The 13,925-nt window shown below is 64.2% G+C and carries 7 protein-coding genes; 5 read left to right on the forward strand and 2 right to left on the reverse strand.

Going from position 1 to position 13,925, the window contains the following annotated elements; all coding sequences use genetic code 11:
- Positions 1–287 precede the first annotated feature (287 nt).
- Complete coding sequence (locus tag P8L30_13780) at positions 288–3,518, forward strand: hypothetical protein (protein ID MDG2241268.1); 3,231 nt, start codon at positions 288–290, stop codon at positions 3,516–3,518.
- 10 nt (positions 3,519–3,528) lie between these two features.
- Positions 3,529–3,705 carry an ArsR family transcriptional regulator gene (locus P8L30_13785; GenBank protein MDG2241269.1) on the forward strand — a complete coding sequence of 59 codons (177 nt, stop codon included), beginning with the start codon at positions 3,529–3,531 and terminating at the stop codon, positions 3,703–3,705.
- Here the strand turns inward: P8L30_13785 and P8L30_13790 are convergent.
- Positions 3,702–5,330 carry a CPBP family glutamic-type intramembrane protease gene (locus tag P8L30_13790; protein ID MDG2241270.1) on the reverse strand — a complete coding sequence of 543 codons (1,629 nt, stop codon included), beginning with the start codon at positions 5,328–5,330 and terminating at the stop codon, positions 3,702–3,704. The genes P8L30_13785 and P8L30_13790 overlap by 4 nt on opposite strands.
- 397 nt (positions 5,331–5,727) lie before the next feature.
- Positions 5,728–8,991: a PDZ domain-containing protein gene (locus P8L30_13795; GenBank protein MDG2241271.1), complete on the reverse strand. Its 3,264-nt coding sequence runs from the start codon at positions 8,989–8,991 to the stop codon at positions 5,728–5,730.
- A gap of 349 nt (positions 8,992–9,340) precedes the next feature.
- Between P8L30_13795 and P8L30_13800 the strand changes: the two genes are divergently transcribed.
- Genes P8L30_13800 through P8L30_13810 form a run of 3 tightly spaced genes read left to right on the forward strand, consistent with a single transcriptional unit; the run spans position 9,341 to position 13,902 of the window.
- Positions 9,341–11,194, forward strand: coding sequence for a multiheme c-type cytochrome (locus tag P8L30_13800; GenBank protein ID MDG2241272.1), 1,854 nt, complete (start codon positions 9,341–9,343; stop codon positions 11,192–11,194).
- A gap of 5 nt (positions 11,195–11,199) precedes the next feature.
- Positions 11,200–12,594: a hypothetical protein gene (locus P8L30_13805; protein ID MDG2241273.1), complete on the forward strand. Its 1,395-nt coding sequence runs from the start codon at positions 11,200–11,202 to the stop codon at positions 12,592–12,594.
- Positions 12,595–12,612: 18 nt separating this feature from the next.
- Positions 12,613–13,902: a 2Fe-2S iron-sulfur cluster-binding protein gene (locus P8L30_13810; GenBank protein ID MDG2241274.1), complete on the forward strand. Its 1,290-nt coding sequence runs from the start codon at positions 12,613–12,615 to the stop codon at positions 13,900–13,902.
- The last annotated feature ends 23 nt before the right edge of the window (positions 13,903–13,925 follow it).

The raw sequence follows: 13,925 nt of genomic DNA on the forward strand, positions 1-13,925 counted from the left end.
CACCTGTGTGAGGTATCCCGCGGCCGGGGGGGGGCGGTAGATCAAGCCACGCAGTGGCGCCAATGGCCCATCCTACTGCCGCGACCTGCATCGTTACCTCACGACGTCCGGATCAGGCCAGGCGTGAGGTCCGCCGAGCCCGCATTTGACACCGTTAGCGGAGCGCCTCTATTGGTAATCCAAGAGTTCACCCGGGGCCCGGTCCCCGCACCCACCCGGCCCGATGCCAAGCCATCACCTCGCTGACCGAGGCCTGCTTGGCACCTGCCGACTTCGAGAGGTTTGTCATGCGTGCACGCAGATGTTCTCCATTCGGGCCCCTGCCCCTGCTCGCGGCCGTCGCTTTTGTGGGGTTGCCACGCGCAGACCTCGCAGCTCAGGGCGCGCCTGACCCCGCAAGTTACGCGAGCCTCGAGTGGCGGCACATCGGACCTGAGGGTAACCGCTTCTCCGCCGCGGCCGGAATCGCGGGAGACATAGCGACGTACTACGTCGGAGCGGCTTCGGGCGGCATCTACAAGACGACTGATGGCGGTGTGCATTGGGATGAGATCTTCGACGACCAGCCGGTCCAATCGATCGGGGCGCTCGCGGTCTCTCCTGTCGACCCCAACATCGTTTGGGCGGGCACCGGTGAGGGGAAGATTCGGAGTCACATCTCCGTCGGGCAAGGCATCTACAAATCCACCGACGCGGGTCAGACATGGACGCTGATGGGGCTGGAGCAGACCGGCCGTATCCCCCGCTTGGCCGTGCATCCGACGAATCCGGATATCGTCTACGTATGCGCGCTCGGCCACTCGTACGGCCCTCAGCCGGAGCGCGGCGTCTACCGCACGACGGACGGTGGGGAAAGTTGGGAGCACGTGTTGTTCATCGACCAGGACACCGGCTGCTCCGACATCGCGATGGACCCGTCGAACCCACGGGTGCTCTTCGCTGGCACGTGGCAACTCGAGATCCATACCTGGGGCCGAACCAGCGGTGGGCCGGGCGGCGGGCTACACGTTTCCCGTGACGGCGGGGACAGTTGGGAAAAGCTGAACGGAGGAGCCGACGACATCGGCTTGCCTCAGCTCCCGGTGGGCAAGGTGGCGGTGGCGATCGCGCCATCGAACACCCAGCACGTCTACGCCATGTTCGAGACCGGTGACGGGTTCCCCTGGAACGGCCAGGAGACGGAAGACGGTCAGGTGTGGGTCTCCCAGGACGGCGGCCGGTCGTGGTCGTTGATCTCGCGGGATCACTTCGCCATGGGCCGGCCTCACTACTACTCTCGGGTCGTCATCGCTCCCGACGACGAAGACGAGGCCTACTTTCTGACCGCATCCTTCGCGCGGTCGACCGACGGCGGGCGCACACTGGACGTCGTGCCTCGCCCGCTGGCGCCCGGCGGTGACCACCACGACATGTGGATCGACCCCACCAACCCCGAGAGAATGATCGTCGCGCACGATCAGGGCCTGTCCATCTCCATCAACCGTGGGAAGACGTGGTTCCGGCAGCGGCTCAACAACGCGCAGATGTACCACGTGACGGCGGACAACGAGATTCCGTACAACGTGCTCGGCAACAAGCAGGACGAGCCGACATACCGAGGGCCGAGCAACAGCCGGATCATGGGCCAGCGGCGCATCACGGGGATTCCGCGCGGCATGTGGCATCACGTGGGCGGCGGAGAGAGCGGATGGGCCACGCCGGACCCTGTCGACCCGAACATCGTCTGGTCGTCCGCGTCCGGATCGGGCATGGTCGGCGGCATCGTGGTCCGCTACGAGGAGGACCGCCGCCAGTACCGTGCGGTTGAAGTGTGGCCTGAGCAGAGCCGCGGCGCCGCATCCGGCGTGCGTTACCGCTTCGTGTGGGACGCTCCGATCACCATCTCGCCGCACGATCACAACACGGTTTACGTCGGGAGCCAACACGTGCACCGGACGCGCGATGGAGGTCAGAGCTGGCAGGTCATCAGTCCCGACTTGACCCTCAACGACCAGAGTCGCATGGGACTCTCCGGCGGCCTCACCGGCGACAACATCGGCGTCGAATACGCGGGTGTCGTGTTCGGGATCGCCGAGTCGCCCATCGAACAGGGTCTGATTTGGGCCGGCACCAACGACGGCCTCCTCCACGTGACACGCGACGGTGGTGACTCGTGGACCGACGTTACCGGCAATATGCCCGGGACCCCCGAGTGGGGAGCGGTGCGCAGCATAGCAGCTTCGCGGTATGACGCAGCCACCGCTTATGTGGCCGTGGACGGGCACCAGGCGAACATCCGCGACCCACACATCTACCGCACGCGCGACTGGGGTGCCTCGTTCGAGAAGATCACGGACGGGATCCCCAGCAGCATGCTCAGCTACACCAAGGTGATCGCCGAGGACCCGAAGAGGCAGGGCCTGCTCTACGTAGGCACCGAGAACGCAGTCTACGTCTCGTTCAATGACGGAGACGACTGGCAGCCGCTGCAGAACAACCTCCCGCACGCACCCGTCTCCGGCATCGTGATCCAGGAACACTTCAACGATCTGGTCATCGGCACGTACGGCCGTGGCTTCTGGATCCTCGACGATCTGGCGCCCCTTCAGCAGGTGACACCCCAGGTGATGTCATCTGCGTCACACCTGTTCGAGCCGCGGGACGCCTATCGCTTCCGACCGATCACACCCCCGTCGGTCCCCTATAGCGACCCAACCGAGGGACAGGATCCCGAGTACGGAGCGTCGATCAACTATTGGCTGGCCCAAGCGGCCGCTGAGACGCCGACGATCGAGCTCCTCGATGGTGCGGGAACCACCGTGCGGACCTTGGATGGGACGAATGAGCGTGGAGTGAACCGTATCCACTGGGATCTCGCCGACGAACCCAACGGTCCCGTCCAGCTGTTCACGAGCCCGCTCTATGCGCCACAGATCGTGGTCACCGAAGAAGGCCGTTCGGCCCCCGGCGGCAGGCAGATATCGATCCTCATGCCACCGGGACAGTACACCGTACGTCTGAACGTCGACGGACAGACGCACGAACAACCACTCACCATCATCAAGGACCCGCACTCGGCGGGGTCGCCCGCCGACATACGGGCCCAGGTCACGTTCCTGCGGGAGGTGCGCGAAGACGTCGTCACCGCGGGTAAGGCCGTGCACCGGGTCGAGGCCATGCGCGTGCAGCTCCATACCATGGCGCGCTTCGTGGAGGATCAGGTGATCGCGGCCGCAATCGACGACCTTGAGGAGAAGCTCGTCAGCCTTCAGATGAACATGGTCGACCTACGCCTGACGCCGCAGGGACAGGACGGTACGCGCTTTGAGGCGAAGCTCCTGCAAAAGCTGGGTTATTTGACCGGGGGACTCTCGGTCGCCGACTTCCGGCCGACGGATTCGGAAGCGGAGGTGAAGACGATCCTTCACGATCAGCTTCGAGACCACCTGATGGCATTGGAGTCGCTCGTGGCATCCGACGTGGCGGCGCTGAATCGTATGTTGAGCGCTCAGGGGCTGCTCCTCATCACGGACCGCTGAGGTTGGCGCCCTGGTTGAGCGACTCGACATGAGCCAACCGGCCGTCTCCAAGCAGCTACGTGTGCTCCGGGAAGCCGGGCTGGCCTCCGTACGCAGAGACGCCCAACGCCGGAGCTACCGTCTCAACGCCGAAGGCCTTCGAGAGCTCGAAGAGTGCTGGGTGTTGGCACTCATGCGCAGCGGTTAAAGCGTGAGTTGGTAGAACCCGAGCACCATGAGGTCCCACACCAGATGTGCGACAACCACAGCGGGGAGGCTGTCGGTGTAGGCTCGTAGCGCGCTCCAGCTCAGGCCGGCGCCCAATGAAGCGAGCAGGAGCGCAGAGGAACCGATGGGGACATGCGCCAGCGTGTAGAGCGCGGCGCCAGCCACCACAGCCAGCGGCGAGAACATCCGGCGGGCGAGGGCATTCTGGATCGCGCCCCGCCAAACGATCTCCTCGAACGCTACGACCAACGGAACCATGAGGATGGCCATGAGCACGCCTGGACGCTGAAACGCGGAATACAGCGCTGCGACATCGGCCCTGAGCCCGGGGAAAGCGGCCGTGACAGGCTCGAACAACACAAGGGTAGTCGCCGCCATAGCGAGGCCGACCACCACCCCGAGTATCAACGGTCGTATGTGTGGCCCCCGGCCCAGAACACTCGTTCCTTCGAACCCGATCACGGCCAGGCCCAGGAAGACGGCGGTGGTGCCCACGGCCGGCCAGATTCCGAAGTGCCCGGAAGCCCAGGCACCCACGAGCCAAACGAGCCCATAGGCGACTGCCCGCCAGTCGGCGAGGGTCGTGCCTCGCTTCTGATCTCCCGCGGCACTCCTTCGTTCTCGACCCGCCTTCGCAATCCCCACCAAGGCTCGCTCGATCCAGGCCCAAACCCCCCGAAAAGGTGGGCGGGCATGCTCGTCCTCGAGGGCCCTGCGCGCCGCCTGATCGAAGCTCTGAAGCTCTGCGTGCTGAATGAGCGACCAAAACCGGTCGTCCCGTGCAATGAGGTCCGTCTTGAGACCGACGACGACCTCACGTGCCACGGACCATTCGGCCCTCGTGACGAACCGCACCCAGTGAGAGGACAGCTTGGGGGAGAGGAAGGGGACCTGAATCATGAGGGGCTTCGCTACGCCCAGAGCGGTCGCAGTGCGCCCCAAGATTTCTCGTCCTGAAAGCACCTCGGACCCCGGCACATCGAACCAATCGCTCCCTGACATTTCAAGATCCAGGGACCGCACCAGGGCGATGGTGATGTCGTGAATGGAGACGGGTTCTGTGCGCGACCGAAGCCAACTCGGCAAGATCATCACCGGCAGCCGGGCGGTCAGGTCTCTCACGATCAGCCAGCTCAGACTTCCCTCTCCGACGATCATGCTGGCCCGAAGCTCGATGGTTGGTACGTCCCCCGCGCGTAGGGCCTCGCCGACCTCTTCACGGCTGCGCAGGTGCTCCGACGGGTCGGCCTGTGCGGCCACGCCACCCAGATAGACAATTCGCTTCAAGCCGGCTCGCGCCGCCGAGGCGGAAAACGTCTCCGCCTGGTGGATTTCAGCTTGGCGAAAGTCTTCCGCGTGCGACGCCATGCCGTGTATCAGATACAGGGCAGCGTCGCACCTTTCGACGGCCCGCTCAACAGAGTCCGCGTCCGCTACGTCGAGCCTCACCCACTCACGGTCCGGCCAACGCTCCTGTGCAGCCGCGACGTTGCGCGTGGCGCAGCGCACAGTCCAACCCGCTTCGACAAGTGGCTCGTATACGTATCGACCCACGAATCCCGTCGCGCCGGTTAACAGCAGGGTTCGTCTAGCAGGAGCGTTCACGATTCATCCATGTTGACTGAGGGTCGACCCCCGCTCAATGAGCCGAGGTCGGGTCGAGTAGGATCTAGTATTTGAAGCGGCGACCCTGTGCAAAGGGCCAAGCCCAGGAAGTCGACCGAAGCCGACATCTTCCAAGAATTGAGCGGCGCCCGGACACTATGTCAAGCTTATGTCTAACTATTTGCCTTTTTATGCATCACTTTATTAGACAAACGTTCGCATATAGTGCAAAGAGTCCTCAAACGAGGGGCGGGATGGGCTCGCCTTACCGGCTGGGGGACTCGTTAATTCGGTCCGCCTGAGGTAGGCGGGAACGAACGCAATCCAATTGATGGCGAAGACCAGGACACCGCAGACCGCGAAGGACACGCCTACATATCTGGACGGTAGCCGCTGATCACCGCCCGCCCCCCGGCCGCCGATACCGCACCGGCGCCTCCGGCTCAGCCATCAACTCAATGCCCTCCGTCTCCAACAACCGCAACGCCTCAGCGACAGCCGCCTCCAACTGCGGATCGGCACCAGCAAGCACCTCAGCAGGGTTATTCCGCACCTCGATATCCGGAGCCACGCCCGTGGCTTCCACGGCCCACTCGCCGTTCACGTCATAGAACCCACCCCTTGGCGCCACAAAAGACCCGCCATCGATCAACGGCGGCGTGTCCCACGTGCCCACTAATCCGCCCCAGGTGTTCGTGCCCACCAACGGCCCGACACCCTTGGCCCGGAACAGGTAGGGCATCAAGTCCCCACCCGACCCGGCGCGCCCATTGATGATCATGACCTTCGGCCCCCACAGCCCGGCAATAGGCTGCGTGAACGGCCTGTGATCGTCGGCCTTGGAATTGAAGTAGCCGGTAAGCTCCCGGGCCATGATATCCACGATGTAGTCGGCGGCTGATCCGCCTCCGTTGTTGCGCTCGTCGATGACGGCGCCCTTCCGGTCCTGCTGCGCGAAGTACATGCGGTTGAAATAGGTGTAGCCGCCCTGCCCCGTGTTCGGGAGCCAGACGTAGGCGAGCTTGCCACCGCTCAATTCGTCTACCCTGCGCTGGTTACCCGCTACCCAGGCCCAGTTCCGGAGCTGTCCTTCAGTCGATGCGGGGCGGACCACAACATCCCGCGCGCCGACGCCTTGAGCGTCATCGGCTACGGTGATCGTGATCACCCGTCCCGCGGTGCCTTCTAGAGCGGCATACGGGTTCTGTCCGGCACCGATCTCTTGCCCGTCGATGCGGAGCAGATAGTCCCCTTCATGCACCCCCATGCCTGGTACACTGAGCGGGCCGGTCAGCCCCGGGGTCCAACCCTCACCCGAATAGATACGGCTGATGCGGTACGCCCCATCCGCTTCCTCCAGATCGATGCCGAGCAGGCCTGTCCTCGGGTTGTCGAGCTCGGGGTAGTCGCCGCCTCGGACGTAGCTGTGCCCGACCGCGATCTCTCCGCTGACCATGTCCAACAGGTGATTAAAATCTGACCGATGACGCAGGTCCGGCAGCCACGCGCTGTACCAGTCCCACACGTCATCCCACGGGGCGCCGTGCTGGTTGTCCACGTAGAGGAAGTCGCGCATGAAACGCCAACCGTCGCGGAGCATCTGGCCCCACTCGGCCATCGGTTCGACTTGCACGCGCAGGCCCAGGGTGAGCCGGCCGTCTGATCCGGACGGTTTGCTGCCCGTGCTCACCACGCTCCAGTTCGGTCCCTGGCGGTAGAGCATCTGCTTCCGATCGTGGGATATCTGTACGGCCTGGAAACCCTCGATGAAGGTCTCGTCATCGGCATCGTCGAGGCTGTACTTGTAGAGCACCGCGCCCTCGTTCGGGATGACCTCCGATACGAAGACGTGGCCCTCCGGTGCGTCGCGCAGCCCCGTGTAGTTACGGAGCGGCAGGCCCGGTGCATCTACGATGCGGGTGTTGATCCCCTCAAAGTCGATCGTGACGACAGGTGCGTCCGAGGAGCCCGACTCCGCAGTGCCTGAAGCCGCGGTGCCTGAAGCCGCGGTGCCTGAAGCCATGTCCGACTCAGGCTCCTCGTCCGACTTGGGCATAAACGGCGATACGCCATCCTCTTTTAGGATGGCCAAGTAAAGCGCGCGAGTGACGGGATGGTCGAACGACGACATGTCGAGCCATCCCGTACCGAGCCCGACGTCCGTCGACGCGAGGAAATAGAGGTACTCACCCGAGGCATCCCACACGGGCGTGATCGCATCCGCCATACCGTCCGTGAGCTGATGGGACTCACCTGACTCGGTGTCATAGATGAAGATGGCGCGCAGGTGCGAGTCGAGCCGGCGCGCATAGGCGACCCAGCGAGAGTCCGGCGACCACACTGCCTCTAGCGTGCGCTCGGGGTGCGCGTATCGCTCCGTGTCCGCGTGTGCGACGTCGCCCGATTCGACGTCCAGGACGAGCAAGCGATAGTCCGTGTCCGTGAACGCGATGTGCGTGCCGTCCGGCGACCACTGCGGCTGGAAGTAGAAGGTCGGGTTGTCGATGGAGATGCGGCGCTGATTCGTGCCGTCCTGATCTGCGATGACCAGTGCGTATTCGTCCTCAGCATCGTTGAACCACGCGATCTGCGATCCGTCCGGCGACCATGCGGCGTGCCGGTCGGCTACGCCCGGAGTTCGAGTCAGATTGCGCCATGAACCTTCACCCGCCGGGACACTGAACAGCTCGCCCCGGTACTCGAAGAGTGCGCGCTGGCCGGTGGGCGAGAGGCGGGCGTCACGGAGTTGGGTCGCAGGGGCATCCTCCCAGCGGGTACGGGCCCAGTTCTGATCGCCCGACGCGTTGATGTCGAGCTGCCGGGTCGTATTAGTGGCTGGGTCTAGCGCGTGGAGGTAGCCAGCCTGCTCGTAGACCACGACGCCGTCCCCCGCTCCGAGCGACTTCACATCGAAGTCGGCGTGGTACGTGTGCTGGGTCTCGGTGCCCGTCGCAGGATCGAACGACCAGACGTTGGCCGCGTAGTCGCGCTCGGACATGTAGAAGACTTTGCTGTCCAACCACACCGGGGCCAGGTGGCGTTCGCCTTCCCAGGGTGGGGTGAGGCGTTCGTTGGTTTCAGTCGATACCAGGCTGACCGGCTGCGCTTGCCCGCCGCGGTGGTTGCGCCACTCGGGGTCCCAGAGGCCGAGTTCCTGATAGGCGAACCAGGAGCCGTCGGCGTTGAGTTCACCTTCGTAGGCTTGGGCGGAGAGTTTGGCTGGGAGGCCGCCTGATGTCGGCACGGAGTACATGTGCCAGAGCTGGGTGGGGTGGGCCTGTCTGCCGGATTGGAAGAGGACTTCGCCTGATGGCGTCCAGCCTTGGACTACGTCATTTCCCGGGTGCCAGGTGAGGCGTTTGGGTTGACCGCCTGTTGCTGGGACAACAAACACATCCGTATTCCCGCCGTATTCGCCAGAGAAAGCAATCCACTGACCGTCTGCCGAGAAGTGCGGGTGGGTCTCGGCGCCTTGGGCGGTTGTGAGGCGGACTGCTCGGCCTCCCGAGCGGCCGACCGTCCATACGTCGTTGGCGTGGACGAAGGCGATCTGTCCATTGCCCACGTCGGGTTGGCGGAGGAAGCGGGATTGGGCGGCGGCGGGGGTTGCCGAAAAGGTGGCGACTAAAGCGAGAAGGCCGACGGCATGACGGGCGGACATCGGGACTCCGAGGATAACGTTCGATGGTGGGGCGAGAGCCCCGGCGGACGGTCTCAGAGTATGGGATCAGGAGCCGTGTGACCACCGTGACGGGAGACAGATGGAGACCATCACATTATCCATGCAGTGACTGCATACCGGAGCGCCTGACCGCCTGATGCCGCTCTCCCTGCAAATCACCACTCGGGCTAAAAGCGGACACGGCAAACCACCCTGGTACAGATAACAGATAGGGGATGCGCCGTTCGGGGTTGCCCCTAACGAAGAAAGACATTCAAATGTCCTCGACAGTGCCTCTCGCCGTCAGACGTATTTTACGCATGGCGGCCTGCGTCGTGCAGAGGAGCCCATGAAGCTCATCCCATCGTCCCTCCTCACCCTGCTCGGAGTGGTCTTCGTCATCGGAGTGCCTCTGGCGTCGAGGGCCGACGTCCGGGTTCCGCAGGAGGCCCCGCCCGCCCAGGAGGCGGACACCGTCGTCGCGATGCACGAGCGCGCCATGCTCTACCCGTCCGCGATGCAATGCGCCAGCTGCCATCCGGATCAGGCCCGTCAGTGGTCGGTGTCGCCCCATGCCTACACCATGGTCAGCCCGATCTTCCAGGCCATGGCGGGTTTCGTGGGACGGCACACGCAAGGGACGAACGGAGACTTCTGCCTGCGCTGCCACTCGCCGGCAGGCATGGCCATCGGCGAGTCCATCTTCATGGGCAATGCTCAGCGGCAGCAGGTCTCCCGAGAGGGAATCACCTGCATCGGCTGTCACCGGGTCAACCGCAACTACGGCAGGATCAGTGGTCGCCAGGCGGTTCTGCCGGGCGACGTGTACGAGACCGTCTACGGGCCGTCCGACGGGAGCGAATTGGCCCGGGTCAAGGAGTTGGCAGAGTTCCAACTTTCGGGTGGCAGGGGGGAGCGGGGCATGGCGGTGCACCAGACCTCCGAGCAGTTCTTCGAGATGAACACGCCCGCGTTCTGCGGAACCTGCCACGAGTTCCTGAATCACCCGGGGCTGCGTAACCAGGAGACCCTGGCCGAGTATCGCCACTCTCCTTCGGCGAAGGCCGGAGTCACGTGCCAGGACTGCCACATGGGAACGGAACCCGGCGCCTACACGGGTTCGGACACGACCAACTACGGCTGGGGGCCGGCCGCCCTCGTCAACGGAAGACCGACCGGGTCCAGGCGTCTTTCCAACCATATGATGGTCGGGCCCGACCACTCCCTGATACATCCGGGGATTTTCCCGCTCAACCCTCGAGCCCTAGAGATGGCCGAGGTGGACGAGTGGGCGCAGTTCGACTGGAAGGCGGGCTGGGGCACCGACGAATTCGAGGACGGCCCGGGCGAAGACTTCGAGTTCCCCGAGGCCTGGGACAACTACGATGACCGGCTCGATGCGCGCGAGGTCATCGACGACAATCTCTCTCTCATCAACGAATACATGGGTCAACGCCTGACCCTCCTGCGTAACGGATACTCCATCGGTGAGATCCGGATGGAGCGGGCCTCGAGGCGCCGGGGCATCAAGCTCGAGGTCCAGGTCGACAACGTCACCGACGGCCACAGCGTTCCCACGGGCTTCAGCATCAGGCCGGTCTATCTGCGTGTGACGGTGGCCAACGCCCAGGGCGATACGGTCTACAAGTCTGGCGACCTCGACCCCAACGGCGACTTCCGGGACCGGAACTCGGTGTACGTGCGCAACGGCGTGCTTCCACTGGACGGCGACCTCTTCAACCTCCAGCCGAAGTTCATCGTTCGGAACATGTTCGGAGGAGAGCGTGAAGAGGTAGTGCCGGTGAACCTCTCTCCGAGCCCGCTACCCTTCCTTCGACCCCAGCCGCGGTCATACATGCTCATGGGGCGTCCACTGGGCGTCCGGATCCAACGCCACTCCATCCGGCCGGGTGCTCACCGCTCCGCGGACTACTCCGTGGACTCCGACCTGCTCACCGATGACGGGCCGTACGAGGTCAACGTCAAGCTCGTGGCGCCGATGATTCCCGTGTCCCTCATCGGGACCATCAAGGAGATGGGATTCGAGTTCGGCATGACCGCTCGGCAGCTCGCCGATCGTGTGGTGTCAGGGCACACGGTCATCTGGGAATACGAAGGGTCTCTGGACCTGGCGGCCGGACCTGATGCCATCGAGTGGCGTGTCGTGGAAGCCGTGCCGTTCCGGTTCGAGGACCTGAGGTGAGTGCCGTGACCAGGCTCGTTAGCAACACGGGTGTGCTCCTCCTCAGCGTTGCCCTGCTCTTCGGTGCACCGACTCCGGGCCTCTCCCAGGACCCATACCGGTTCCCGGACGACGTGGTGCCCCCACAGCTCGCAGGCTTTCCCGAGCGTCCTCCCATGCTCTTGGAACTCGGCGACAAATTCTACGATGTCGGTGAGCTCCCGTACGGAGTGAGCCCCTGGAAAGGCACGTACTGGCAGCCGGCGCTGTGGGTGTACGGCAACCTCCTGGCGGCCGGCCAGGGACAGACGCTGGGCGGCTCCACCCAGATCGGTACGGCACAGGTGCGGGACCGGCTCGATCTGTTCATGAACCTGCGGCTCTCTGGCACCGAGCGGGTCTTCGTGGGGTTCCGGCCCCTGGACTCCGGCGGAATGACCGGCTTCGATCTCGTCCGCAATGGTGAGACAGTCCAAGGGGACCGCTTCGTGAACGACGGCTTGAGCATGAAGCCGGTGATCTACTTCGTGGAGGGCGATATCGCCGAGCTCTTCCAGTTCCTCGACTACGAGGACATGCGGCCGTACGACATCGGGTTCAGCGTGGGCCGGCAGAACCTCTACTTCCAGGAAGGGTTGCTGGTCAACGACATCATGGATGTCGTGGGGCTCGCCTTCAACGGCTTGTCCCTGGGAGGAATGTCCAACCTCCGGATCTCCGCGGTGTGGGGCTTCGGCGACGTGAACCATGGTGGCACCAAGGATGCCGACCTCGCCGGCCTCTTCATGGAAGCCGACTGGAACGGAGCCCTCGTGGATCTGGACATCGCCTACGTGGACGGCGGAGATGCGACGGGCTCGGGTCTCGTGGCCGGCTTCAGCACGGTCCAGCAGATGGGGTTCTGGAATACCGCCTTCCGCATCGCGGCATCCACAGCTCTCGACGAAGGAGCCGCCGGTAGCCCGGGGACCTCCGACGGTGTGATCCTGTTCAACGAGCTGTCTCGAAAGGACGGCGCTTCGGACAACCTGATCTACTTCAACCATTTCTTCGCTTACGATACGTTCTCGCCCGCCTCCACTCAGCCGCCGGGGCCTCTCGGTCGCATCGGGCTGCTCTTCGGGGGATCCCCCCTGGGTGCATATGTGCCGGCTCTGGGTGCTCCAGTAGCCTCCAACGAGGTCGGAGCCGCGTTAGGGTACCAGGTCATACAGCCGGCCGAACGGCGTCAATTCGTCTTCGAGGCCGCAGCGCGACGGGGGCTGTTCAACGGCAACAGCAGCAGCTCTCTGGGGGCCGGGGTCAGAGTCCAGCAGGCCTTCAGCAATCGATACGTGCTCCAGAGCGACCTGTTCGTATCCCACCGGAACACGGACGGCGCCCACATTGGAGGGCGGTTTGGAATCCTCGTCAAGATGTAGCCTGGCCGCCGCCACTTCATGAACATCTGGACAGCCCTGACTGCGCCGCAGCGACTGGCGCTTCTCCTGGCAGCCGCAAGTCTCCTCGCGATGGCTCGTGGGGTCGCTCGCTTGGTGTTGAGCGCCGCCCGGCGTCGTAGCGTCCTTCAACGGACGGGTGACGAGCACCGGAAGAGGGTTGCGACGGCGATGGCCGGTTACGAGCCCTCGGCCTCCGAGACCGGGCTCGGATGGGAGGGATTCCGGCGGCTCACAGTGAGCGGGAAGGAGTGGGAAACCGCGTCCCAGGACGTCTGTTCCTTCTACCTCGAGCCGGTGGACGGCAAGACCCTGCCCGACTTCCTTCCCGGGCAGTTCCTGACGTTTCGAATGGGCTTTCTGGACTCGGCCGGGCAGGAGAGGCACGTCGTGCGTTGCTACTCGCTGTCCTGGGGAGGGGCTCGGAAACCGTACAGGATCTCCGTCCGCCGCATCAACGGCGCGCCGGACAAGAGTGAAACGCCCGGAGTGGTGTCCACCCACCTCCACGACCGGATTCAGGTGGGCGCCGTCCTGAACGTGAAGGCTCCAGCGGGAGGCTTCTATCTGGATCCTCAAAAGGACGGGGGGCCGGTAGTACTCATCAGCGCCGGGATCGGCATCACGCCTCTTTTCAGCATGGCCGACTCCCTCATCGAATCGGGAAGTACCCGGGAGATCTGGTTCTTCGTGGGGATGCGGTCAGCCCACTCCTTCCCGATGAGGGAGCAGATTCTGGCCTGGGCGAAGGACCGTTCCGGATTCAATCTCGTGATCTTTCACAGCCAGCCGTCCGCTGACGAGCGCCTTGGCGTCGATTTCGACGTGCGCGGCCATGTCACGGCTGAGGCGGTCCGGGAACGTTTGGGCCAGCGGGAGGCCGACTTCTACGTCTGTGGGCCGGGCACCATGATGAACTCCATGGTCGGTGGTCTCGAGGCGCTGGGCATCGCCTCGGACCGGATCCACTTCGAGGCGTTTGGGCCCGCCTCGGTACGCAGGGCCCCCAAGGACGTGGACGACCGGATTGCCAATCCATACTCTGTCCGATTCGCGCGGTCTGGCGTATCCGTGCCTTGGGACAGCACTTATGACAATCTTCTGAGCTTCGCCGAGGCACAGGGAGTTCCCATTGACGGGGGGTGCAGGAGTGGCAACTGTGGTACCTGCGCCACAGCGGTCGACGAAGGTACAGTGGAGTATGTCGCTCGGGCCGCGGCCAAAACCGAGTCGGGGACGTGCCTGACCTGCGTCGCGGTCCCGTCATCAGCGCTCGTCCTCGACGCTTGACTTCGTCAATCACTCCAACCAAA

It is taken from the genome of Longimicrobiales bacterium, from assembly GCA_029245345.1.
In the GTDB taxonomy this organism is placed as follows: domain Bacteria; phylum Gemmatimonadota; class Gemmatimonadetes; order Longimicrobiales; family Gaopeijiaceae; genus CALFPJ01.